At 70.7% G+C, this 24603-nt stretch carries 18 protein-coding genes, 1 tRNA gene and 2 pseudogenes; 10 read left to right on the top strand and 11 right to left on the bottom strand.

Features of this window, described 5'->3' with window-relative positions; all coding sequences use genetic code 11:
- Window positions 1–388 precede the first annotated feature (388 nt).
- Window positions 389–1306, top strand: coding sequence for a Yip1 family protein (locus ACFV1J_RS38220; RefSeq protein WP_385866219.1), 918 nt, complete (start codon window positions 389–391; stop codon window positions 1304–1306).
- Window positions 1307–1418: 112 nt separating this feature from the next.
- On the opposite strand, the gene ACFV1J_RS38215 is transcribed toward ACFV1J_RS38220, so the two are convergent.
- The 4 genes from ACFV1J_RS38215 to ACFV1J_RS38200 form a co-directional block, all read right to left on the bottom strand.
- Window positions 1419–2936: a ricin-type beta-trefoil lectin domain protein gene (locus ACFV1J_RS38215; RefSeq protein WP_385866217.1), complete on the bottom strand. Its 1518-nt coding sequence runs from the start codon at window positions 2934–2936 to the stop codon at window positions 1419–1421.
- Window positions 2937–3214: 278 nt separating this feature from the next.
- Window positions 3215–3712: a phosphoribosyltransferase gene (locus ACFV1J_RS38210; protein WP_310728449.1), complete on the bottom strand. Its 498-nt coding sequence runs from the start codon at window positions 3710–3712 to the stop codon at window positions 3215–3217.
- A gap of 174 nt (window positions 3713–3886) precedes the next feature.
- Window positions 3887–4462: a dCTP deaminase gene (gene dcd, locus ACFV1J_RS38205; RefSeq protein ID WP_385866214.1), complete on the bottom strand. Its 576-nt coding sequence runs from the start codon at window positions 4460–4462 to the stop codon at window positions 3887–3889.
- Window positions 4463–4772: 310 nt separating this feature from the next.
- Window positions 4773–4934 carry a hypothetical protein gene (locus tag ACFV1J_RS38200; RefSeq protein ID WP_189858909.1) on the bottom strand — a complete coding sequence of 54 codons (162 nt, stop codon included), beginning with the start codon at window positions 4932–4934 and terminating at the stop codon, window positions 4773–4775.
- 303 nt (window positions 4935–5237) lie between these two features.
- Here ACFV1J_RS38200 and ACFV1J_RS38195 point away from each other — a divergent pair.
- Window positions 5238–5311, top strand: a tRNA-Gly gene (locus ACFV1J_RS38195).
- A gap of 226 nt (window positions 5312–5537) precedes the next feature.
- On the opposite strand, the gene ACFV1J_RS38190 is transcribed toward ACFV1J_RS38195, so the two are convergent.
- The 3 genes and pseudogenes from ACFV1J_RS38190 to ACFV1J_RS38180 form a co-directional block, all read right to left on the bottom strand.
- Window positions 5538–6509, bottom strand: coding sequence for a hypothetical protein (locus ACFV1J_RS38190; RefSeq protein WP_385866211.1), 972 nt, complete (start codon window positions 6507–6509; stop codon window positions 5538–5540).
- Window positions 6510–6593: 84 nt separating this feature from the next.
- A pseudogene (locus tag ACFV1J_RS38185) lies at window positions 6594–6868 on the bottom strand (ABC transporter ATP-binding protein); the annotation flags it as partial.
- A 251-nt stretch (window positions 6869–7119) separates the two neighbouring features.
- On the bottom strand, window positions 7120–7803 hold the full coding sequence (locus ACFV1J_RS38180; RefSeq protein ID WP_385866210.1) for a DUF4232 domain-containing protein: 684 nt from the start codon (window positions 7801–7803) through the stop codon (window positions 7120–7122).
- 287 nt (window positions 7804–8090) lie between these two features.
- Here ACFV1J_RS38180 and ACFV1J_RS38175 point away from each other — a divergent pair, with 287 nt between their 5' ends.
- From ACFV1J_RS38175 to ACFV1J_RS38155, 5 genes are all read left to right on the top strand, one after another.
- The gene (locus ACFV1J_RS38175) at window positions 8091–9818 is read left to right on the top strand and encodes a sensor histidine kinase (protein WP_385866207.1); all 1728 of its coding nucleotides are present in this window, start codon (window positions 8091–8093) and stop codon (window positions 9816–9818) included.
- A gap of 7 nt (window positions 9819–9825) precedes the next feature.
- Window positions 9826–10539, top strand: coding sequence for a response regulator (locus ACFV1J_RS38170; protein WP_385866206.1), 714 nt, complete (start codon window positions 9826–9828; stop codon window positions 10537–10539).
- Window positions 10540–10737: 198 nt separating this feature from the next.
- Complete coding sequence (locus tag ACFV1J_RS38165) at window positions 10738–11544, top strand: ABC transporter ATP-binding protein (protein WP_385866205.1); 807 nt, start codon at window positions 10738–10740, stop codon at window positions 11542–11544.
- A gap of 104 nt (window positions 11545–11648) precedes the next feature.
- Complete coding sequence (locus ACFV1J_RS38160; RefSeq protein ID WP_385866203.1) at window positions 11649–14267, top strand: ABC transporter permease; 2619 nt, start codon at window positions 11649–11651, stop codon at window positions 14265–14267.
- 76 nt (window positions 14268–14343) lie between these two features.
- Window positions 14344–15672 (top strand): VanZ family protein, encoded by a 1329-nt coding sequence (locus ACFV1J_RS38155; protein ID WP_385866201.1) that lies wholly within the window; start codon window positions 14344–14346, stop codon window positions 15670–15672.
- Between the two features lie 552 nt (window positions 15673–16224).
- Here the strand turns inward: ACFV1J_RS38155 and ACFV1J_RS38150 are convergent.
- On the bottom strand, window positions 16225–17784 hold the full coding sequence (locus ACFV1J_RS38150) for an IPT/TIG domain-containing protein (protein ID WP_385866199.1): 1560 nt from the start codon (window positions 17782–17784) through the stop codon (window positions 16225–16227).
- A gap of 563 nt (window positions 17785–18347) precedes the next feature.
- Here ACFV1J_RS38150 and ACFV1J_RS38145 point away from each other — a divergent pair.
- Window positions 18348–19100, top strand: coding sequence for a DUF4232 domain-containing protein (locus tag ACFV1J_RS38145; RefSeq protein WP_385866197.1), 753 nt, complete (start codon window positions 18348–18350; stop codon window positions 19098–19100).
- A gap of 299 nt (window positions 19101–19399) precedes the next feature.
- The gene (locus ACFV1J_RS38140; RefSeq protein WP_261956868.1) at window positions 19400–19633 is read left to right on the top strand and encodes a hypothetical protein; all 234 of its coding nucleotides are present in this window, start codon (window positions 19400–19402) and stop codon (window positions 19631–19633) included.
- 179 nt (window positions 19634–19812) lie between these two features.
- On the opposite strand, the gene ACFV1J_RS38135 is transcribed toward ACFV1J_RS38140, so the two are convergent.
- The 3 genes from ACFV1J_RS38135 to ACFV1J_RS38125 all read right to left on the bottom strand — a co-directional run bounded on the left by ACFV1J_RS38135 (window position 19813) and on the right by ACFV1J_RS38125 (window position 23795).
- The gene (locus tag ACFV1J_RS38135; RefSeq protein ID WP_385866196.1) at window positions 19813–20568 is read right to left on the bottom strand and encodes a hypothetical protein; all 756 of its coding nucleotides are present in this window, start codon (window positions 20566–20568) and stop codon (window positions 19813–19815) included.
- A gap of 175 nt (window positions 20569–20743) precedes the next feature.
- Window positions 20744–21763, bottom strand: a complete 1020-nt coding sequence (locus ACFV1J_RS38130) for a C1 family peptidase (protein WP_385866194.1) — start codon at window positions 21761–21763, stop codon at window positions 20744–20746.
- A gap of 151 nt (window positions 21764–21914) precedes the next feature.
- Window positions 21915–23795: a sigma-70 family RNA polymerase sigma factor gene (locus ACFV1J_RS38125; protein ID WP_385866192.1), complete on the bottom strand. Its 1881-nt coding sequence runs from the start codon at window positions 23793–23795 to the stop codon at window positions 21915–21917.
- Window positions 23796–24160: 365 nt separating this feature from the next.
- Between ACFV1J_RS38125 and ACFV1J_RS38120 the strand changes: the two are divergent.
- Window positions 24161–24603 (top strand): annotated as a pseudogene (locus tag ACFV1J_RS38120) (hypothetical protein); the annotation flags it as partial.

The raw sequence follows: 24603 nt of genomic DNA, 5'->3' as shown, positions 1-24603 counted from the left end.
TTCGGTAACGTCGCCCACCGACCCCACCCCCCCGCCTCCCGCCGCAAGCGTCCGCTGTGGCTAAGCGTGACCCGTCTCACCTACCCATACCCCTTCTGTTGGGGGCGACTGACCCTTTCAGTCCCACCCCCACTCACCTTTTCCCCCACCCACGGGAGGGGCCGGCCCCGAGGACGAAGTCCGGAGGGCCGGCGCCGCAGACGGCTACGTACGGGGCGCCGCACAGCGCGCGACGAGAGCAACCCCCACGGCGGGAAAGCCAGGTACGTGGGCCGACAGCCAAGCGCAGCGAACTGTCACAGCTCAGCCCCAAACGCACCCCCATCTCCCCACTCGGCCACCCGGCCCGCGGGGACCAGGTACTTTCGAAGGCGTGGCTGGATTCAGGATGGGTCGCGGACGGGATGCCCGCCCCGCGCAGAACGGACAGCAGGGGCACCAGGGGCAGGCGCAGCAGGCGCCGTACGGGCAGCAAGGGCCGTACGGGCAGCAGGCCGCGCCGCCACCTCACGGGCAGTGGCAGCAGCACGGCGGCGGGCCCCAGGGGCAACCGCAGCAGTACGGCGAGCCCGAGTACTTCGGCGACGCCGGCTACGCCCCGTACGGCGGCGACAACAACCCCGGCGCCACCCGCCAGTTCAGCATCGGCGAGGCCCCGGACGCCTACGGCCCGTACCCCGATCAGTACGGCAACGGCCCCGCCGACGGCCAGTACGCCGCCGGCGACACGTACCGTGCCGGTCAGTCCTCCGCCCCGCCGTCGGGCCCCCGGCTGCACTGGAAGCAGCTGCTCTCCGGCATCGTGCTGCGTCCCGAGCCGACGTTCTGGCAGATGCGGGACCACCAGGTCTGGGGCCCGGCCCTGACCGTCACGTTCGTCTACGGCCTGCTCGCGGTCTTCGGCTTCGACAAGGCCCGTGAGGACGTGCTGAACGCCACACTCTCCAACAGCATCCCCTGGGTGCTGATCACCGCCGTGATGTTCATCATCGGCAGCCTGATCCTGGGCGCGGTCACCCACACCCTGGCCCGCCAGCTCGGCGGCGACGGCGCCTGGCAGCCGACCATCGGCCTGGCCATGCTGATCATGACGATCACGGACGTGCCCCGGCTGCTGTTCGCGATGTTCCTCGGCGGCGACTCCCCGCTCGTCCAGGTCCTGGGCTGGCTGACCTGGCTCGCCACCGGCTACCTGCTGACCTCGATGGTCAGCAAGTCGCACGACCTGCCGTGGCCGAAGGCGCTCGGCGCCTCCGCGATCCAGCTGGTCGCGCTGCTGGCGCTGCTCAAGCTGGGCACGCTGTAGGCGACGACCGGCCCGGCCACCACGTCGAGGGCCCGTCCCGGAGCACTCCGCTCCGGGACGGGCCCTTCGTCGTACGGGGCACCGCGCGCAATCGCCGTACCGGCAGCGGCCGTTACGCGAAGCGCTGGCCCGTCGATCCGTCACATGCGCGCAGCCGCAACGGTTCCTTGGCGCCGTCCAGCGTCAGGCAGAGCGACTGCGCGGCGACCGGCCGGATCGTGCCGTCGGCCGGCCGGGCGAACTGCTGGTTGGCCGCGCCCGAGCAGTTCCACAGCAGCAGCCCGGCCCCGGGCTCGTACCGTCCGCCGGGCACGTCCAGGCACCGGTCCTGGGTCAGCCCGACGTGCACCGACCGCTGCTCGCCGTCGTACCACCAGTCCTGGTGGCGCTGCCCGTTGCAGTCCCAGCCGCCGACCGTCGTGCCGTTGCGGCTGGCCCCGCCGGTCGCGTCCACACAGCTGCCGGTGGCGGCGTTCCGCAGCGGCCGGTACGCGTCGTCCCAAGCACCCGGGTACAGCTTCGGCCGCCCGGTGCTCGCCGGGTCCGTGCAGGACGCCTCGCGCAGACCCGGTGCCGCGTACAGCTGGGTCAGGCAGGAGGCGAACGCCGCGTGCCCGCGCGCGTTGGGGTGGAAGGACTGCCGCACCGAATTGGAGTCGGGCGGGAAGGGGTTGGTGAGGTTCACGTACAGTCCGCGCGCCCAGGTGTCCTCCATGCACACCTCGTGGCCGTGGAAGAGCCGCGAGGCGTCGAGGTAGGTCACACCGGTGTCCTGCGCGACCTTCCGGATGCCCCGTTCGAAGGCCGGGACGGCGGCGTTGCGCCCCCAGCCGGCGTCGGAGGTGTAGCCCGTGCAGCCGCCCGGCAGCTTCCCGGGGAAGTGCGGATTGTCCTCCACGTCCGGCCCGATGGGGCTGGGGTACGACATCACCACGAGCCGGTAGTCGCCGTCGCCGTACCCCGCGTTCCGCATCACGGTCCGCAGGTCGTTCAGCGTCCGCTCGATCTTCGGCACCAGTCCGTCGACCCGCGCCTGCCACCCCGGCCGGTACTTCGGCTCGCAGGTGCCCTGGAGCAGGAACCAGTGCTCCACGCAGTCCGTCATCACCGGCCCGAACTGCAGGTCGTCATTGGCGCCGGCCACCAGGAGGACCATCTTCAGCCGGGTGTTCCGGGCCGCGATCGCCAGGCTGTCGCTCTGCACCAGCTCATCGGCGTACTGCTTGCTGCCGCCGATGACGATGTTCCCGCTGTACGCGCCCGAGCAGGCGGCGTTGTACGTGACGTCGGCCGCGATGCCGGTGCGGTGGATCGCCGCGTCCGGCGACCGGTGGCACCAGTTGGTGGGCCCGTCGGTCCCCGGCTCGTAGGTGCCGACGCCCTCGCCGGAGATCTCGCTGTCGCCCAGCGAGATCAACGAGGTCTTGCGCTCGGCGAGCGGCCGCTCGGCCGGGTCCCCGTAGAGCTTGACCGCCTCCTGGGCCCGGATCTTCTCCAGTTCGGGCGGCAGCGGTGTGGCGGCCGTGATCGTCGCCCGGCCGGTACCGCCCACGGCCCCGCCGGCCGCACTCGCCCCGCCGCCCGCCGCCAGGGTGAACACCACCCCCAGCACCGCGGCCGAGCCGACCACCGCACCCCGTAAGCCCCGTGCGCCCCGCAACCCGCGCCACCCGTGCCCCGCACGTCTCACGCATCTCGTACGCACCCTGCGGCCTCCCCTCCGGTCTGCTGTTACCGCGGGTTGTACTCGCAAGTAAGCTCCGGCGGAACACCAGGCACGCCATTGGCCGAAAGACGCGCACCGAAGGAAGACCCCCACGCACGCAGGAGCCAGGAACCCAACGAACAAGGGAGCCGGCCGAAGCCAACTCCCTTGCTACGTAAGCCCTTTACCGGAAATCCACCGGGTCACGCGTCGAGGATCTGCCCCTCCCGCCGAACCACCGGCGGCTCGACGCTCCACGGGAAGTTGATCCAGTCGTCCGTGCGCTTCCAGACGTACTCGCACTTCACCAGCGAGTGCGACTTCTCGTAGATCACCGCGCTGCGCACCTCGGCCACGGTCTCCAGGCAGAAGTCGCGGACCAGCTTCAGCGTCTTGCCCGTGTCGGCCACGTCGTCGGCGATCAGTACCTTCTTCTCCGAGAAGTCGATCGCGTTCGGGACCGGCGCCAGCATGACCGGCATCTCCAGGGTGGTCCCCACGCCGGTGTAGAACTCCACGTTCACCAGGTGGATGTTCTTGCAGTCCAGCGCGTACGCCAGGCCGCCCGCGACGAACACGCCGCCCCGGGCGATCGACAGCACGACGTCCGGCTCGTACCCGTCGTCCGCGATCGTCTGCGCCAGCTCGCGGACCGCCCCACCGAACCGCTCGTACGTCAGGTTCTCCCGCACGTCACTCACGAATCTCTCTCAGACCTTCTCTGTTTCGACCTACGACCTGGCCTTCGCCCTACGGCCTCGGCTTCGACCCACGCACTCGGCTTCGACCCACGACCCCGGCTTCGCCCCCCGACGCGGGCCCGGCCCACGGTGGCCGGTGCGCCCGGGAGCGCACGCCCGCCGCCGTGGCCGACCTCACACCTTCGTGCGGTGGAAATTCTGGAACGACCGGGACGGCGTCGGACCGCGCTGCCCCTGGTAGCGGGAGCCGTACCGCTCGCTCCCGTACGGGTGCTCGGTCGGCGAGGTCAGCCGGAACATGCACAGCTGCCCGATCTTCATGCCCGGCCACAGCTTGATCGGCAGCGTGGCCACGTTGCTCAGCTCCAGCGTCACGTGCCCGCTGAACCCCGGGTCGATGAACCCGGCGGTGGAATGCGTCAGCAGCCCGAGCCGCCCCAGCGAGCTCTTGCCCTCCAGCCGCGAGGCGATGTCGTCGGGCAGGCTGATGACCTCGTACGTCGAGGCGAGCACGAACTCACCCGGGTGCAGGATGAACGCCTCGTCCCCCTCCGGAACCACCTCACGGGTCAGGTCGGGCTGCTCGACGGCGGGGTCGATGTGCGGGTAGCGGTGGTTCTCGAACACCCGGAAGAAGCGATCGAGACGCACGTCAATACTGGACGGCTGCACCATCGACTCGTCATAGGGATCGATGCGCACCCGGCCGGCATCGATCTCGGCCCGGATGTCCTTGTCTGAGAGAAGCACGCAGACGAGGATACGCGCCCGCACCACCCCCACCGCACGACGAGGGCCCGGCCCCACCAGGGACCGGGCCCACCACCCTCAGTCGCTCCTCACACGATCTTCAGTCGCTCCTCAGCCGATCCTCGATCGCTTCTCGGTCGCTTCTCAGTTGATCTTCGGTCGCTTCTCAGCGGCCCCTCGGACGATCAAGCCACTCGCGCCCGACGACCCGACGTGCTCATGACCGCGACCCCCCGCGACCACCCTCGGCGTTGATCACGACCGCGCTCTCCGCGAGGATCGCCATCACGCCACCACTACCGGTTGATCACTACCGCTTCGCGTGCTCGACGGGCACCGCATGCCGCAGCCGCGCACAGCGCGGGCAGCGCAACAGCCGTCCGGGACCGAGCCGGTCGGTGGTCTGCATCGGGAACGAAGCGGTGCTGAACACGTGGCCCTCGGCACAACGTACGACGGTGCGCTCCATCAAGTCCCTCTCCCAACTGCGTGGACAACAAAAGCCACATTAGGGGATGAACTGGGCGCCACCACACGCGGCACTCCGAGCCCCCACCGTACGCCCCAACTCCCGCCGCGCACACCCGCATCCCACCCGGCGGCACCCCCGGCCGCACTCCCGGACACACCCGCGGCCGCACTCCCGGGCATCTCCCCGGGCTCCCCCCTGGGCCAGCGCTCTCCCCACCCCCACCCGGACATGCCAAATGCACCGCGGGGCGGCGATGGGGTAGAGTGTGCGACGATGTTCCGCTCTCGGACGAGGCGGAATCACGCGGGTGTAGTTTAATGGTAGAACATGAGCTTCCCAAGCTCAGAGCGCGGGTTCGATTCCCGTCACCCGCTCCATGCAGAAGCCCCAGGTCAGCGGCCTGGGGCTTGGTTTTTGTCCAGACCATTTTTGGGGTGCGTGCCATTCGCGTGCCACAAGAGACCGATTCGTGCCACAAGAGGCCGATCAACGCACCGAGTTGGCAGCCGCAAGCACTCCCTCGAAGCTGCAGGGTGGCCCCGCCCCGTGCGAATCCGCCGCAGGACGCGGGGCCACCCCAGGTGGTTCAGGGGAGGTGCGCTGCTACCCCTGGCGCTTGACGAACGTCATCGGGACCGAGTTGCCGGGTGCCTGGATCAGAACGCGGGCCGGGATGAGGACCATCTTCTGCTTGCGAACGCCGTCGGCGTTGGTGAAGTCGAGCTTGTAGACGATGTACCCGATGTACTTACCGCCGTTGGCGCGCCCCTCGACCCGGCCGTTCACGCCGTCGGGGACCTCGTACTTGTTGGTCTGCTCCACCATGGTCGTCCACTTGTTGGTGGTGGTGGTCGACTCGCTGTAGGTGAAGTTGAGCTCCGTACCGGCGTTCCCGCCGCCCGGGCCACCGGGGGTGTTCAGTTGCGAGGTGACCTTTCCGCCGACGGACCAGCCACTGGTCTGGCTGGTGTCCTGGCCGACGGTGGCCCCGAACTTGTAGTCGAACGACGCCTTGCCCATCACCCCTGACGAGGTCTGTATGAGCGGGTACTTCTGGTCGAGTACGCCGACGAAGCCGCAGGGCATCGGGTCGCCGCCGGGGTTGTGGCTGGGCTGGCCGCACATCGACTTGGCATCCCAGTTGTCCAACCACGGCTCCTTGTCGTCGCTGCTGCTCCGGCGGATGTCGGGATCCTCGGTGGTGACGGACGGACCGCCCTCGGTGGGGACGGCCTGTGCGAGGTCGAATCCGCTGCCCAGCTTGGACGAGACGTCCTTGAGTGCCTGATCGGGCGAGTAGACCTTCTTGACGTCGTCGAGCTTGATCTGCTGCGCGTCCTGACCGTTGACCGGGTAGCCCTTGATGGCTTCGTTCTGGTTCAGGGGCGCGCTCTGTGCGAGGAAGTCGGTGACTTCCTGCTCGGTCTTGAAGTAGGTGTTGCCGTCCTCGGCGTGGGCCGGGGTGGAGGAGCCGACCAGCGAGATGCCGGTGAGGAAGGCGGTGGCGAGGGCGCCCGTCACCAGCGCGCCCTTCCGTGAGCCTCGACGAGCAGGGGCGGTGCGAAGTGTGGACACGCGGATCTCCATTTACTTGTCGGGAACTGCTCGGGCGTCGGCGGCTGGTCGGCCGCGCCGGTATTCAGATGGCTCTGGGGCTGTTCAGGGCGGGCCTGTGGGTGGCGAAGCGGCCGCTGTCGCCGATCCGGTAGCCGCCCCTCCAGGCGGTCCTGGCGTCGAGGGCAGCTCGTCAGCGAGCCGTCCGTCGGCGAGGAAGCCACCCGGTCCGCGTAGGGAGCGGCCACCGGGTCGTGGGTGACCATCACGACCGTCTGTCCCAACTCGCGTACGGATTCCCGTAGGAAGCCGAGGATCTCCGCGCCGGAACGGGAGCCGAGGCTGCCGGTCGGCCCGTCCGCGAAGACGATCTCCGGTCGCGGGCGGCGGCGGCCGAAAGAAGCCGAAGGCCGTCAAACGGAGTTGCGGGCTGCGACATGAGTGCTCCTGTAAGGGGTGCAGGACTCCCGACCATCGTGGCCGCGGAGCACCCCCGTATTCGTCGCTCTCAAGGCGGGTATATGCCGCCTGCCCATTGGCAGACCCACTGCGGACGTGTCCCTCTCACGGACTACCGCTCCTCTCCCCAAAGGCGGAGGCTCTTCAGAATCCTCACAGCAGGGCGGCGCCGTCAGTCCGTGGCGCCGGGCTTCACCGACGTCACGTCGAACTGTCCGCCGCACACCCGCAGCCCGTCGGTACCGGTGGTCACCGTGTTCTTGGAGCCGGGCGGGTAGGCGCGGACCAGCTGCGCCGTGGACCAGCACGGGGTGTCCGAGACGCCGTCGTTGACGGTGTGCAGCACGGCATGCGCGCTCTGTCCGGGCTTCAGGCGGACGGTGCCGCCCGCGGCGCCCGAGCGGGTGACGGGCTTGCCGACGGGCGTGCCCTCCTTGAGCGCCAGGGAGACGCCGGGGAAGCCGCGCAGCGAACAGGTCTGCTTGCCGTTGTTGGTGAAGACCAGCGGTATGTGGATGTTTCCTGCGCCGATGTCCGTGCGGCCCAGGCTCAGCGACAGGTTGTCCGCGGTGCAGCGGTCCGTTGCGGTCATCGTCGAGGTGTGGGCCTGGAACGCGCTCGGCGCGTGGGCCGCCTTGCCGTCGGCGGACTTGGCCCCGGCGCCGGACGAGGACCCGGCGGCTTCGGAGGAACCCCCCTGAGTGGTCACCGCAGTTGCGGGCGCGGAAGCCGACGAGGAGTGGGCCGCGGAGTCCTTCCCGCTCTGGCAGGCGGTGAGCGTGAGCGCCGTGACGGCGATCAGCGATCCGGCGGCGACCCGGCGGCCGCGGCGGAGGGTCTTGGTGGCGAGCGACATGTTTCCGTCTCTCCCTCGTCTGCTGGTGCACGCCCCATCCCGAGAGGGGGCGTGCACGGTCGGTCCGTTGTGCTTCGAGCGTGATCCAAGGCGCTGCCGGACCGCTAATGACGAGCTAATGCACCGCTAATGCCGCGGCCGCATGGGGCCGGGGTCGGGGTCGGGGTCGCTGCATGGTGGCCGTCACACCTCCGCCGCACCGGCGGCTGTCCCTCTGCCTTCCGGTAGAGGGACAGTCCCCCGTAGGTCGCAGGATTCCGGCGCTAGCGGGCCTGACAATCGGTGGTATGTCGTTCAGTGCTCCACCGGCCTCCGCACCGCGTCCGTCTGCCCGGGGCCCCTTCGCGGGTCCGGGAGAACAGGGATGGCAGCTGTGGCGGGCGGTGGGTGAGGCGATCCTCGGCGGGCTGTTGGTGCTGCTCACCTACGTGGTGCTGGACTGGTACCGGGGTGTGCCGTCGATGCTCGGTATGACGCTCGACGGCTGGGTCATGGTGGTGCTGGCGCTCGCCGGGATCGGGCTGGTGCTGGTGCGGCGCCGGTTCCCGGCGGGGAGCGTGCTGGGGCTGTCCGCGCTGATGGGCGTGCTGCCCACCACAGGGTTGCTGACCGCGGTGGCCTCGTACACCGCGGCCCGGCAGACGGAGGCGCGGCGACGGCGTGCCGTGCTGCTGCTCGCGGGGCTTGCGACGGCCATGCTGGTCTGCTTCGCGTCGGCTCCCGTCACCGGGCTCGGCAGCAGGTCGTACGGGCTCGCGCTCGGTGCCGTGCTCGCCGCGACCACGGTCCTGGTACCGGGCTTGGTCGGCACCGCGCGCGGGCAGCAGGACCAGCTGGTGCGGGCACTGCGGGAGCGCACGGCCGCCGCCGAGGAGGCACGGCGGCTGGCCGACAGCGAGTCGCGGTTGCACGAGAGGTCGCGTATCGCGGCGGAGATGCACGACCTGGTCGGGCACCGGCTCAGTCTGATCTCGCTGCATGCGGGCGGCCTGGAGATGGCGCTGCAGGAGCAGGCCCCCGAGCTGCGGGAGGAGGCGTCGCTGGTGCGCTGCGCCACCCGCGACGCGATGCGGGAGCTGCGCGAGGCGCTGGGGGTGCTGGGCCCGCTGGGGCGGGACACCGGCACCGACGCACTGACCGACGCCACCGGCACCCGTTCCGACATCGAGGCACTGGTGGCGGAGTCACGTGGTGTCGGCGTTCCCGTCGAGTTCTCCTGGGAGGGGGACGATCTCGACGCACGGCCGGCCCGGGTGCGGCGGGCCGTGCACCGGGTGGTGCGCGAGTCGTTCACCAACGTGCACCGGTACGCGGCCGGGGCCCATGTGACGGTTGTGGTCACCCACGCCGGGGAGCGGGTGAAGGTCCGGGTGCGCAACGGCGCTCCGCCCGTACCGCCCACCTCCACCACGGGGCTGGGCTCCGGGCGGGGACTGACCGGCCTGCGGGAGCGGGTGGCCCTGCTGGGCGGCACCTTCGAGGCGGGCGCGACGCCGGGCGGCGGATTCAGCGTGACGGCCGACATCCCCGCCGACCCGGCAGACACCGCGGGCCCGGCCCCCGGGGCGCGGGCGGCGGACGCGGCGCCGGACGAGGAAGGGCTGCCGGGCGCGTCCGTCCGGCCCCGGCCCGGCCGACGGCGCCGGAGCCTTCAGCAGGGCCTGACGAGGGCGGCCACCGGGCTGCTCGGCCTGGTGGGCGTGGGGGCGATGATGCTGTTCGGGGTGATCCTGATGGACAAGGCGAAGCCGCACCCCGAATACCAACCCTTCGAGCCCCGGGTGGGGATGACCCGGGGCCAGCTGGAGAGCAAGGGGATCTCCGACTACGACGTGGTGCGGGCAGCCGCCGCCGGCCGGGAACCGCGGCGCCCTCGGTCCGCCGAGGACTGCATGTACCCGTGGGTCGACGGTCAGGCCAAGGGCGGGCGGCTGCAGATGGTCCGCTACTGCTTCCGCTCCGACATCCTGATCACGATCGACCACTTCACCGTGCCCGTGGTCACCGAACCGTAACCGCCCCATGGGAGCAGGACACTTGACTGACCAGGCCCACTCCACCGCCTCCGCGGCCGACTCCGCGATCCGGGTGCTGCTCGCCGACGACGAGCAGATGATCCGGCACGGCGTCCGGCTGATCCTCAAGCACGCCGACGGCATCGACGTGGTCGGCGAGGCCGCCAACGGCGCCGAGGCCGTCCGGCTCGCCGCCGAGCAGCGGCCCGACGTCGTGCTGCTCGACATCCGGATGCCGGTGCTCGACGGACTCGCCGCCATCGAGCGGCTGCGGGTGCTCGACCCCGCCCCGCAGGTCGTCATGCTCACCACCTTCGGCGACGAGGAGAACGTCCTGCGGGCCCTGGGGGCCGGCGCCACCGGCTTCCTGCTCAAGGACGAGGGCCCGCAGGAGCTGATCAGCGCGGTACGGGCGGCGGCCGCCGGGGACGCGGTCCTCTCGCCCGGAGTCACCGGGACCGTCATCCAGCGGATGCTGCGCGGCGGCGCAGCAGGTGTCCGGGCCGCCGCGCCGGACCAGCGGCTGGCGCGCCTGACGGCCCGCGAGCGCGAGGTGCTGGCCATGCTGGGCGAGGGGTTGTCCAACCTCGACATCGGCAAGCGGCTCGGCATCGGCGTGGGCACGGTCAAGACGCATGTCCGGTCGATCCTGGACAAGACGGGGTCGGACAGCCGGGTCCAGGCGGCGCTGCTCGCCCACCAGGCGGGCCTGACGGGCTGAGCACGGGGCGCCTCGGGTGCGGGGGCTTCGGTCAGCGCGGGGTCTTCCTTTGGGCAGAGGCACCGTCTTCCGCGAGGCATACGCCCGCCCGGCGGCTCTGCCCTTCGGCAGGCCGCTGATCCAGGACCTGAAGGCGACGGATCCGGCCCTCTGCGCAACCACGATGGAGGTACGTCGAACCCCCTTCCAGGAGTCCCCATGCCGCACCCGCCCCTGCCGTACGCAGCCACCGCCACATCCCCAACTCACCCGACCTCAGCTCCTGTTGGGGCCGCCGCATGCGCCACCGGACTGAGCAAGGTCTACGGCGAGGGCGAGACCCGTGTCGTCGCGCTCGACTCGGTCTCCGTGGAGTTCGGGCGCGGGCGGTTCACCGCGATCATGGGGCCGTCCGGCTCGGGCAAGTCGACCCTGATGCACTGCATGGCGGGGCTCGACTCCATCTCCGGGGGCTCCGCCCGGATCGGAGAGACCGAGCTCGCCCGCCTGGGCGACCGGCAGCTCACCAGGCTCCGCAGGGACAAGATCGGCTTCATCTTCCAGGCGTTCAACCTGCTGCCCACGCTGACCGCCCTCGAGAACATCACGCTGCCGATGGACATCGCCGGCCGCAAGCCCGACCAGCAGTGGCTGGATCTCGTCGTAGGGACCGTCGGCCTGGCCGGACGGCTCCAGCACCGTCCCTCACAGCTCTCCGGCGGACAGCAGCAGCGGGTCGCCGTGGCCCGCGCGCTGGCGAGCCGGCCGGAGATCATCTTCGCGGACGAGCCGACCGGCAACCTCGACTCCCGGGCCGGCGCCGAAGTCCTGTGCTTCCTGCGGGAATCCGTACGGGAGCTGGGGCAGACCGTCGTGATGGTCACCCACGATCCGGTGGCCGCGTCCTATGCGGACCGCGTGATCTTCCTCGCCGACGGACACATCACGGACGAACTTGCCGCCCCCACCGCCGAAGACGTCCTCGACCGGATGCGGCACTTCGACACCAAGGGCCGGACGAGCTGACGCCCGCCCCTCGCGCCGCACACCTCACCCCCCTCACCCGCCATACCTCGCGTCTACGCACTTCCACCGCGTAGCTCCCGCCGCATACCTCCAGGACCACCGCCATGCTGCGTACCGCCCTGCGCAACGTCCTTGCGCACAAAGCCCGATTGATCATGACCGCGCTCGCGGTCCTCCTCGGCGTCGCCTTCGTCTCGGGCACCCTCGTCTTCGGTGACACCACCGCGAGCGCCTTCCGCAACGCCTCCGCCCAGAGCCTCAAGGACGTCGCCGTCTCCGTCCGGGCGGATGCGTCCCCCGGCGCCGGTACGGAGGCGCCGCCCGGCGCCGGTACGGCCGACGGCCAGGACGGCGGGCGCACCGCCGCCCTCGACAGCGCGCTGGCACACAGGATCCGCACGCTGCCCGGCGTCGACTCGGTGCGCCCCACCGTCAACGGCCAGGCCACGCTGGCCGGCAAGGACGGCCGCCCGGTCAACGCCGACAGCAGCTGGCAGAACCTGGCCACCAACTACCTGCCCGGCAAGGACGGCAAGGACAGCCACTATCCGCTGAAGGAAGGCCGGGGCCCCTCCGGTGACGGCGAGCTGGCGCTGGATGCGAAGACGGCGCAGAAGGCCGGCTACCGGATCGGCGACACCGTGCGCTTCGCCACCGAAGGACCTGCCCTGACCAAGAAGCTGGTCGGCACCGTCGCCACCGACGACCCGCGCATCACCGCCGGCGGCACCCTGACGCTGTTCGACACCGCCACCGCGCAGCAGCTGTTCCACAAGCCCGGCCGATTCGACGAGATCGTCGTCGCGGCCAAGCCCGGCACCGACGACCGCGAGCTGACCGCCCAGGTACAGGCCCTGCTCCCCGCCGAGGGTGCCCAGGCCATCAGCGGCCCCGACCTGGCCGCCCAGCAGTCCCGGCAGATCGCCGACACCACCACGCGCATGACCAAGACGCTGCTGGCCTTCGCGGGGGTCGCGCTGTTCGTCGGCGTGTTCCTCATCGTCAACACCTTCACCATGCTGATCGCCCAGCGCAGCCGGGAGATCGCGCTGCTGCGGGCGGTGGGCGCCTCGCGCCGCCAGGTCGTACGCTCCGTCCTCATCGAGGCCGCGCTCGTCGGACTCGGCGCCTCCGCCGCCGGATTCGTCCTCGGCCTCGGCATCGCCACCGCCCTGCGCCCGCTGCTCGGCACCGGCGGCGCCGACCTGCCCGACGGCCCCCTGGTCATCTCGCCCGCGGCCGTGCTGTCGTCGCTGGCGGTCGGCGTCGTCGTGACCGTCCTGGCCGCCTGGCTGCCCTCCCGCAAGGCCGCCAGGATCGCGCCCGTGGCGGTGCTCAGCAGCGCCGGGCTGGCGCCGCCCGCCCGCTCCCTGAGGGTCCGCAACGTTCTCGGGGCGCTCCTGACCGGGCTCGGTGTACTGGTCATGCTCTACGTCTCCACGCTGAGGACCAGCGCCGAGTCGAACCTGATGATCGCGATGCTCGGCGCCGCCCTGACCCTCGGCGGCATGATCGTGCTGGCCCCGCTGCTCTCCCGGCCGCTGATCACCCTGGCGGGCAAGGTCACCACCCGCTTCTTCGGCGTCCGCGGCAGGCTCGCCAAGGAGAACGCCCTGCGCAACCCGCGGCGTACCGCCGCCACCGCGTCGGCCCTGATGATCGGCCTCGCTCTGATCACCGGTCTCACCGTCGGGGGGCACTCCGCCCAGCGGGCCCTCGACGAGGAGGCGACCCAGGGGCTGGCCGCCGACTACAAGGTCTCCAACAGCTCCGCCCGAGGTCTCGACACGAGCACCGCCGACAAGATCGCCAAGCTGCCGGGCGTCGCCGCGGCCGCCCCCGTCGCCGTCACGAACCTCGATACCCAGGGCTCGTTCGGCTCCATGACGGGCACGGACCCGAAGGCGTTCGGCAAGGCGGTGGAGCTGGACTTCCAGGCCGGCTCGCTGCGCGACATCGGCCCCGGCAGGATCGCGGTCTCCGACGAGTTCGCACAGCAGGCCCTACTGCACGTCGGCGACACGATCGACGCCGACATGGACTCCGGCGGGAGCGGAACGAGCAAGCCGGACAAGAAGAAGCTGAAGGTCGTCGGCGTCTACGCCAAGACCCGTGCCGTGTACGACGCGCTGGGCACCGTGTCCGACACCCTGCCGCCCACCGGCACCAGCGCCGGCAAGCTCGACAACGTCCTGGTCAAGGCCGAGCCCGGCAAGGGCGCAGGGCTGGACCAGAAGATCCGCGAGGCCCTGGGCAACAGCCCACTGCTGAAGGTCCAGACCCAAGAACAGATCATCCAGGCCGACAGCGGCTCCCTCACCATCGTCCTCAACATGATGTACGGACTGCTCGCCATGGCCGTCGTCATCGCCGTCCTCGGCGTCGTCAACACCCTGGCCATGTCGGTCTTCGAGCGCACCCGGGAGATCGGGATGCTGCGCGCCATCGGACTCGACCGCGCGGGCATCAAGCAGATGGTCCGGCTCGAATCCGTGGTCATCTCCCTCTTCGGCGCGCTCCTCGGCATCGGCACGGGCACCTTCCTCGCCTGGGCGACAGGCAGCCTGATGACGACGTCGATGCCGATGTACGAAACGGCCCTGCCGTGGGCCGAGTTCGGGCTCTTCCTGGCACTGGCGCTGCTGATCGGAGTGCTCGCGGCCATCTGGCCGGCCCGCAGGGCCGCACGGCTGAACATGCTCCGAGCCGTCCAGGCGCACTAGGACCCGAGAGCGCCATGGCTTACCCGCACATGCCTGCACATGCCCGCACGGCAGATACGAAACCGACTGGGACAACATGAACGCGACGTACCTGCTACCGATCGGAACCGCCGCGCTGCTCTTCCCCGCGCTGGCCTTCGTGACGTTCGTGCCGACGGCGATCGTCCTCTACCGGCGGCACGGCGTCATGACCCGCTGGCGGGCGCTGTCGCTCTACGGCACCGCCTACTACGCGCTCACCGCCTTCTACATGACGATCGTGCCCCTGCCGAAACCCTCGGTGAACGTCTGCAAGGCCTACCCGACCTTCGCCCACCCCCAGCTCACACCGGGCGTCGCCGTCACCGACATCTGGAAGGAGGCACACCACCAGGCCACCCTCAACGCACTGATAGTGCACAACCCCGCCTTCTGGCAGACCCTCTTCAACCTGATCCTGCTGCTGCCCCTCGGGGCCTTCGTACGGATGCACTTCCGGCGCGGCCTCACCGCCGCCACGGCAGCCGGATTCACCGCCTCACTCTTCTTCGAACTGACCCAGTACACCGGGCTCTGGGGCCTCTACGCATGCCCCTACCGCCTCTTCGCCGTCGACGACCTCATCGTCAACACAGCGGGCGCCACCCTCGGCTGGGTCATCGCCGGACCGCTCGCCCGCGCACTGCCCGATCTGGACACCCTCGACGACCGCGCTCTCGCCTCCGGCAAGATCCCCTTCGGCCGCCGCCTCGTCGCCCTCATCGTGGACGCGACCGGCGTCACCGTGCTGGGCTGCCTGATGGTGGGCATCGCCTATTCCGAACTCCGCGAGCAGGCGGTGCTCTGCGCCGCGCCGTTCGCCTTCGCGCTGTGGTTCGTCGTCATCCCATGGCTGACGGGCGCCACGCCAGGCAAACACGTGCTGCTGCTGCGCCTGGTCACCCAGGACGGCGCACGACCGACCCCCGCCAGGCTCGCACTGCGCGCCCTGCTGCTGAGCCCTCCCCTCGTGCTCGCATGTCTCGCCACGGGTATGGTCCTCGCCATCGCCGCCGACCCCTCCGTACTGATCGACATCACCAACGATGCCATTGGCCGGAGCCTCTCGGCAGACCCGGCGTCAGTGTTCGTCCTGCTGCTGCCCCCAGCCGCCTGCCTGACCCTGATCGCCGCATACGTGAAATCCGTCCGCCGCCACCCCCAGAGCCTGGGCCCGCACGAAACCCGCTCCGGCATCCGCAACCAGGCCCGCCCCCACACCCGAGCACGCCCTCCTGCCGCCCCGTCCAGCCCGCCCAACCCAGCCGACCTGCACGTTTCATGGCCGATGGCCGCGCCCGGTGGCCCCCCGACGACCTGGTGGGAAGCGCATGACGAGGAAGAAATCGCCAGATCAGCCGCCGTCCCGCCCGTGAGGGGCAGGTGAGCAGACGTTTTCGGCGCACTGTGGATGCCGTGACGACGCCCGCAGCCGTGCGGAGCATGCCCCAGCGGCAGCTCCGCACGGTCCGGATTCCACCCTCCTCTGCTCGGCACTGACACCTTGCCGAGCCGACATGCCGCTTCCGTGCCGGACGGGGCGGTGAACAGCGGTCAACAAGGGGCAGGGATGCAACCGGGACCAGCTCCCCCCCCCCAGCGACGGCATCTCCGCAGGTCAGACAGACCCCAGGCGCCCAAAAGCCCCCTGATTCCCAAGCTCAGGGCGCGGGTTCGATTCCCGTCACCCGCTCCATGCAGAAGCCCCAGGTCAGCGGCCTGGGGCTGGTTTGTTGTGGAGACTTCTTCGGGGCGGGCGTGACCTCCGCGTGGCCCGTCTCTCCCAAGAGCCCACGGCGAGCGGGTGGTTGACGAGCCGTTCACGTCACGTCATGTATGACGGGTGGCGGGGCTCTCCGGTGCTGGGAGGCCCTTCTGTGCGCTCCTGTTTGGGAGTGCACAGAAGGGTGGCGGAGCCGTCCCGGGGAGCGACTGGGGGTCAGGGTTCGATGACCGGGGCGCTGTCGCTGGACGGGGACAGGATGGCCGTCGGGGTGACCGCGCCGGCGAAGCTGACCTCATAGCCGCCGTTCAGGAGGATGAGCGTCAGGGTGAGCGTCTCGTTCACCCGGGCGACGCCCTGGGCGTCGGTGTTGGCGATGCCGAGGACGTTGCTGCCGGCCTTGAAGAGGATCGGCTGGTTGGGCACCGGAAGGCCGGTGACCTGGTCGGTCAGCGTGGCCGTCAGGAACGGGAAGTACACGTGCGGCGGGAACAGCTTCGTCAGCGCCGGGGTCGCGGTCAGCGAGGTGGCGTGGACGGGGACGAAGTAGGTGAAGCCGCCCACCAGAGTGGTGCTGCCACCAGGGGTGGTGACGGTGACGTCCGCGGGACCGGCCGCGCCGGGCGGAGTGGTCGCGGTGAGCTGCGTACCGGTGGAGTTGACCGTCACGCCGGTCGCGGGGTTGCCGCCGATGTCGACGCTCGCCCCGGTCAGGTTGGTGCCGGTGATCGTCACCACCGTGCCGCCCGTGATGGGCCCCGAGTTGGGGGTGATGCTGCTGATCGTCGGGTCGAACTGGATGACGCTGACGCTGGCCCCGGCGATGTTGGTGACGTAGACCTTGTTGTTGGGCGCGACCACCAGGGCGATCGGCTGGCTGCCGACGGCGATCGGGGCGCCGATGGTGGTGTTGGTGGTGGTGTCGATCACCGACACGTTGTTCGAGCCGCGGTTGGCCGTGTAGGCGTTGCCGTCGGGGCCGACCGTGATGCCCCACGGGTTGGTGCCGACGGGGATGCTGGTGATGATCGTGTCCGTGGTGGTGTCGATCACGGACACGTTGTTCGAGCCGATGTTGGCGACGTACGCGTTGCCGTTGGGGCCGATCGCCACGAAGTTCGGCTGGGTGAAACCGAGGATCGTGGTGATGACCGTGGCGGTGGCGGTGTTGATCACCGTCACGCTGTTCCCGTTCCGGTTGGCGACGTAGGCCTTGCCGTTGGGGGCGACCGCGATCCCGACCGGGCCGCTGCCGGTGGGGATCGCGGCGCCGACGGTGGTGTTGGTGGTGGTGTTGATCTCCTGCACGCTGTTCGCCCCGAAGCGGCTGACGTAGACGTTGCCGCTGGGAATGACAGTCGCCGCGGCGGGCCCGCCGCTGAGGGGGATCGTGGTGAGGACGGTGCTGGTGGCGGTGTCGATCACCGTCACGTTGTTCGAGATGTTGTTGGGGACGTAGGCGTTGCCGTTGGGAGCGACGGTCAGCCAGGCCGGTGTGGTGCCGGTGGGGATCGGTGCGCCGATGACGGTGTCCGTGGCGGTGTCGATCGTGAACACGTTGTTCGACCCGGAGTTGGCGACGTAGAGGTCGCCGTTGGGGAGGAACGCCAGCCCGACCGGGTTGCTGCCGACGGGGATGGACGTGACCGCCAGGAAGGTGCGCACCGGCACCGCCGTCCGGTTCACCGCCCCCGCCTCGGCGGCCGGCTGCGCCTGGCCGGGGAGGAGAGCCGTGCACAGGAGTTCCGGGCACGGCGCCTGAACGTGGGTATTCATGTGGACCCCTTTGGACGGGGGCCGCCCGGGGCCCGGCACACCCCTGCGCGGGGAAGGGCACAGGACCGGTGATCCCTGTCCGGGGCACCACACACCACAGCCGCGGCCACAGGCCGCAGAGCACCACAACACGGCGGGCTGCGCACCCCCGAGAAGGGATGGGCAGCCCGTTTGGTTCGGTAGCGGCTTCATCCCCACCTCGCGCGAGCGCGAAACATCCCCGCCCACGGCCCCCGTCCGCGGCCCCCCAACGGCCCCCGTCCGCCGCCGGTCCCCGCCCTCACAGCCTGGCCCGCCCCCGGGCCCATCGAACGCACCATGTCCTGGCTCGCCGGCCGGGCCTCCGTGTCGTCCGGACCGGGCCAGGCGTTTCGCGCCCGCTACGTGCCCGATCGATCCTGATCCGGTGCGGCCTCCGGTTTCTGTCGCGCAGCCCGCCCCGTTCCCTGCTCACACCCGCGTTTGCCGGACGTTAGCGGCACGGCAGCACGGCGATAGCGGCCGCGAGCAGAGTGGGTGACGTACCGAGGAAACCGCGACACCGACCGCCCGGGGGACCCGAGATGAGCACCCACACCACTGTCCGCACCGCCCGCCGCCGCACCCTGCGCGTGGCCGCCGCGGCCCTGACCGCGGCCGCGGCGCTTTCCCTGACCGCCTGCTCCGGCTCGGACGCCGCTGCCTCCAAGCCCGCGGGCAGGACGGAGGCGGGCGGGTCCACCGATTCCGGCGGTGCGGGCTCCTCCGGGGCCGGTGGTGCGGGCTCCTCGGCCGGAGCGCAGGGCTCCGACGCCAAGGCGGACTCCGGTGCCAAGGCGGGCCCCAAGACGGACGCTGCGGCCAAGCGGTCCGGCAGCGCGCACGCCACCGGCGGTGGTGGGGCGGGCTCGGGTGTCGAGCGCTGCCACACCTCCGGCCTGAAGGCGGCGTTCGCCACGGGCGGCGACGCGATCCCGGACCCGAACGCGGGCGGGGCGACGACCACCAGCGTCGTCCTGACCAACAAGGGCAGCCGCACCTGCAGGATCGGCGGTTTCCCGGGCGTGGACCTCAAGTCCGAGAACGGCGGCGAGCGCTGGTCGCTGGTCCGCTCGTCGGCCAAGCACGGCTCGATCACCCTGGGGCCCGGGGACAGCACCGACTTCACGATCAACATCGCCCTGACCAAGGAGGACAAGGGCTTCTACCAGCCCGCCTTCGCCGACGTCACCCCGCCCAACGAGACCAAGGCGATCACCATCAAGTGGCCCTGGGGCACGCTCGTCGACCAGCGCGGCGCCACCCACCCGGCCACCTTCGTCAACCCCATCGGCTGACGAACCCGGCACTGCCCCGGGACGCGAGCCGACAACTCCCCTTGTTCCACTGCTCCGGACGAGGAGTTGCCGCATCACCGGGCGCACGGGCGCACATCACGGGCGCCCGGGTCCGCCGTCTCACCGGCCTGTCGCGATGTGGATGCACTGCTACGGGCAGGGCGACCACGCCGATCCCCTCGGTCGCCAGGGGCCGGGCCCTCGTCGAGGGCGGCCGGAGCGGCGCTGACTATGCTGACCGCTGCACGGTGGGTGCGAGACGGTTGCGCCACTCCGGTTGCTCTGGGAGAGGTGTCGGTGTGGCCAAGCCTGTACGTGCGGCTGTCGGGAAGGTGTGGATCAAGTGCACCTTCTGTCAGGGCGATCTGTTCCGGGACCGTGAGGTGAAGCTCAACAGCTCCGGCATGGAGATCATGGGCTTCGGCTGGGCGAACGAGTCGGCGACCGGGCTGATCTGCTGGAACTGCGGCTATGTGCACCTGTTCGTGAACCGGGATCTCGAACTGTACAAAGTGAAGAAGGACAAGGGGTGACGTAGGCCCCCTCGCGGCTGCTCGGCGAGCGGCGAGCGCGGATGCTCGGCGAGCGCAGGTGCTCCATGGGAGCTGTCCGGTGGGTCAACGGTGTCGATTCCCGTCACCCGCTCCCCGCGTCCCGTCACCCACTCCCCGCGTGATTCCGTAGGTCAACGGCCTGGGCTGCGTGCGGCCGTTCATGCGGTGGGCCAGGTGCCGAGTGCGTGGGCCAGTCGGTCGCTCTGCTCTCGGGGGATGCCCTGGGCGAGGTGCGTGCCGCAGCGCGGGCTGGTGGGCCCGTCGCAGTGGAGGATTCCGCGGAACGGCTCCTGGCCGCCGGAGAGCGGGGAGGCTGCGGGGAGGGTCCATTTCGCCGGCTCCCACAAGGGGTGGTCCGCGAGGAGCGCTTCCGCGAGGCCCGGAGCCAGCGTCGCGGGGATCCCCGCCTTCGCCAACGCGTCGCCGAGTACGGCCGCCGCGTTCTCGGGCATGTCCTGGTCGCCGAGCGTGGGCAGCAACAGGAGCAGGCGGGCGTGTTCGGCGTGGACTCCCGGGGCGCTGCGGTCGGGCGTACGGGCGAGGTGCGTGAGCTCTCTCCAGGAGAGTCCCGGACCCGTCTGGTGGCCGCCGAGGGTGGCCAGTTGGCCGTGCCGTCCCCACGCGGGGTGGGTGATGAAGTACTCCGTGCCCGGGTCATCGGGCAGGTTGTAGCCGAGGACCACCGCGGTGTGGCCGCCCGCGAACGGGATCCGGAAGACCGGCCACCGATCCTCGTCGACCAGTGCCTCGTAAGCCGCGTCCGCATCGGCTCCGTCGACTCCGAACCATTCCGGAACGGGGTCGTATTCCGCTGTCGCGCTCAGCCACATCAGATAGGCCGCCCAGAACCCCGGCAGTGCCAGCAGTTCCTCACCCGCGACAAGAGGGGCGTTCTCGAATCCTGGTATCAGCACCGGTACAGGATCTCAGTCGGCTACGACAGCCGTCCCAACTGCTCGGCCTGGTCGGCTCCGTTGATTCTTCCGGGCGTCGTCGGCGAGACCCGAAGGCCCCGGTCGGTGACCGGGGCCTCCGGGGTGGGGGGGTTGGGGGTGGGGGGTGTGCGGAGTGTTTTGGTGGGCGTGGGGGTCAGCGCTTGATGAGTTTGCCTACCGCGTTGGCCTCCCATGTCTGGTCGGTCAGGACCTTCCAGGACAGGTTGATGAATCCGTGGTCGCCCCAGCCGGCGCCCCAGGAGTTCTCCACCCGGACTCCCTTGCTGTTGTAGCCGATGACGGCCATCGCGTGCCCGCCGGCCATGGGGTCACCGGCCGTCGGGGAGTAGGTGTAGGAAGCGGCCGTTCGGGGCGTGACGGCGAAGAAGCTGTTGTGTACCGGCATCGCGACGGTGACCGGCAGCCCCTTGGCGAGGGCCGCCTTCACCTCGGCCTTCAGGCGGCTTCCGGTGTGCAGCGGGGTGTACCCGGACAGCTTCCACTTCGCCGCGTTGCGGGTCTCGCCGGCCGTGGGCTGGCTGGTGTAGTCGAAGTCCCCCTGCCAGTAGTGGGACTTGGCGTCGACGCCCTGCTTCATCGCGATCCGGAAGTGATCGGCCAAGGAGGTGCCCCGCGGCTGCCCCTTGACGACCTGGGCGTAGGTGAACATGGGTGCCTGGGGTCCGCCGGAGATCTTCTGCTCGCGCTCCAGGACGCCGTACGCCGTGTAGTCGACGGCCCATGCGGCGCAGGAGCCGACCTGGCCCTGGTTGCCGGGAGCGGGCGCGTACTTGCTCAGGTCGACGCTTTCGGGAAGGGCCGGCTGGCTCGTCGAAGGCGTCGCTCCGGCCACGGCCCCGGGCGCGAGCGCCGCCAGCCTGGGCTTGAGGGTCTTGCCGAGTACGGCCGCCCGCCACTTCTCCCGGGACGGCACCGCGCCGGTGGCGAAGCGTTTCGGCTTTCCGGACGCCGTGGGGGGTATCTGGGACGCCTTGGGGGTGGCGGGATGGTGGTCGGCGGTGGTCCGGGGGCCGGTCGTCCCGGTGCCGGTCGTCCCGGTGGCCGCCGAGGACACGCCGATGGTGACGGCGCCGAGCACGCCTGCCGAGGCAAGCGCGATCGCCGTACGCGACCTGCCGCTCATCGCCTTCCACCGGTGCGAACCGTGGCTCATCGATGTCCTCATTCCTTGGGGGGAGAGTGTGTTGCGCGCTGTCAGGGACCTGACATGTAGGGGAGATCGCTCGGGTGGGGGCGGATAACAGGAAAGTGGCGCGTGGGGCACCCGGCCGCCCCGCCCCGTCCCGCCCTGGCAGTTGGCGGAGTCAGTCGGAGAAGTCCTGGGTGAGCCAGACGGTGCCGTCGGCGTCGCGGTGGATGCCTATGCCGACGTGGTGGAACGCCGTGCTGAGGATGTTCTGCCGGTGGCCGTCGTTGGGCGGCTTCTCGTCCAGCATGGACTGCGTGAGGCCCACGGCGGCGTCGGCGATCTGCTGAGGGTCCGGCCCCGCGGAGGCCCGGCCGATGTTTTCTCCGGCCGCTCCCCAGTGCACGCCCTGGGCGGTCTCCCGGTCTCCCAGCGCCGCTTCACCGGGGCACTGGTGGGACAGGCCACAGCCGTCGTCCATCACGGTGTTGTGGGCCTGTGCGCTGCGGGTGAGGCCTGAGGTGAGGGTGTAGGGCGGCAGACCGTGGTCGGCCCGCGCCTTGTTGATCAGGGCGAGGACCTGCTGGGCGGGGTCGACCGTGCGGCTCGCCCGCGGCGTCGGGGTCGGCGTCCGGGTCGGGGTCGGCGAGGCGGTCAGCGGCGGGCGGGCGGGCCGTTCGTCCCGGCTCGCCGCGGTGGACGCCCGGCGGCTCGGCGCGGCCTTGGGACGTGCGGGGGGCGTGCTGGCGGAACGGTGGGCCGAGGGTTCCGGGCCGGGCGAGCTCGCGGAGGCCGTCGCGGGCACGCTCCGGGGCGCGGCTGCCGTGTTCGTGGTGTCGTGGCTGCCACCGGAGGGGACGAGAACGAGGGACAAGGCGGCCGCGGCGGCGGTGGCGGTCACCGCGGCGCCTCCGGCGGCCGCGCCCGCGCCCCGGGGGCGGGCCTGCAGGATCCGGCGGACGCCCCCGCGCGGCTTGTGCGCACGATGCGCGCCCCGCCGTACCGCCGCCCTGACCACCTGCTCGCCGCCGTTGCCGGACATGCCCTGCGGGGAGGCGACGCCCTGCGGGGAAGCCATGCTTTGTGGGGAAGCGACGCCGTGCGGGGAGGCCATGCCCTGCTGCGAGGTGATGCCCGGCTGCGCGGTGATGCCTGACTGCGAGGTGATGCCTTGCTGGGCGGTGATGGCTTGCTGGTGGGCGACGGAGGCGATGGTGACGACGGACGCGCCGTGCGTGCCGGACACCAGCCAGATCAGGCCGGCCGCCGGCGGCACCAGGCCGAGGCCGACGAGCAGTCCTTCCGCCGGCACCAGGCCGATCCAGTACCCCGAACACGCCGCGCAGCCCCGCGCGTGCCGGGCTATTCGCTTACGCCACAGTGCGGAGGGGACGCCGTCCCAGTGGGCCACCATGGCCAGCAGTTCCTCGCAGCGCGGCTCCGCCGACAGCGCGCGCACGACGACCCTGGCCGTCTCCAACTGGATCTTCATCCGCTGCACCCGCACCGCCGTGTGCTGCGGCGACAGCTCCATGGCGATGGCCACCTCTTCACGGGTGAGCTCGCCCGCGGCCTCCAGCCACCACAGCGACAGCAGTGCGCGGTCGTTCTCGTCCAGCCACCGGGTCGCCTCGGCGACCTCCCTGCGCTGACCGGCGAGGCCCAGGCGGAAGATGGTCAGATCGACGAAGTCGGTGGCGGGATCGGCGAGTTCGGCGACATCGTCGACCCTGGTATCGGCCGGTGAAGCCTGCCGGCGGTGCCAGTGCCGGCGTATCTCGTTCATCGTCACGGCCACCAGCCAGGAGCGGAACCGGTCGGGATCGCGCAGCCCGTCGAGCCCCTGCAGCATGCGGAGCATGGCCTCCTGCACCACGTCGTCGACATCGGCATGGCCGCGAAGGGCGCGGCCCACGATGTTGTAGACCAGCGGCAGAAAGCCGGTCACCAGCTCGTCCTGCGCCTGCTGATCCCCAGCACGCGCGGCCACCACAGTCGCTGCTCCAGGATGTGGGTTCACGTTCCGGCTTCCTTCCTCGCTGTGCAATCGGTCGTCCATGCCTGGGGATCCTCCCGCCCTGGCCGGATAACAGAAAGCCGCGGCTCATTTCCTGAGGGCGGACCGCGGCCGGTGGACGGGCCGGCCGGCTCCTCGGCCTCGGCCGTCCACAGGTGTGGACGAGGAGCCGGTCGACATGCGGCAGCGGTTGTTAGTGGGGCGTTACCGGTGCGCTAGTGATCGCCGCGAGAGTCGTACGCGTCCAAAGGTCGTGGGGTGAGGGGCAGTGCGGAACGCCGGGCTCCCGGCTCTCGGGAGCGCAGCGGAACCTGCGTAACCGCCTCCTCCTCTCTTTGGGTTGTGCGCTTCTCCGGGCGCCCACACCCCACTTACCAGAACGTCGAACCACAGCCGATGGGATCGTCATGCGTGAATTCAGCCGCCGCCGGATATTCGGACTCGGAGCGGGCGCGGCCGCGGCGCTGTCCGTCGCCGGCTGCTCCACCTTCGGATCGTCGGCCTCCGACAAGGTCGGGACCAAGGCCCGGGCAACCGAGCCCGGAATGGGGGCGCAGGCGAAGCCGATAGGCGACGGCTCGACCGCGTACACCGGAAAGCAGCCGAAGCAGCCGCCCAGGCCGGAGCGGCTGGAGCCGGGGCAGAAGCCGCCGCAGTTCGTCGTCTTCTCCTGGGACGGAGCAGGCGAGGTCGGCAACGGGCTCTTCCCCCGGTTCCGCAAACTCGCCCGGGATCACAATGCCTCGATGACGTTCTTCCTTTCCGGGCTGTATCTGTTGCCCGAGTCGAAGAAGCGCCTGTACCGGCCGCCGAACAATCCGGTCGGGGCCTCCGCCATCGGCTATCTCGC

The organism is Streptomyces sp. NPDC059649 (assembly GCF_042734445.1).
Lineage (GTDB): Bacteria > Actinomycetota > Actinomycetes > Streptomycetales > Streptomycetaceae > Streptomyces.
Note: the sequence above shows the minus strand (reverse complement) of the source record. Positions and strands in the feature narration are given on the sequence as shown.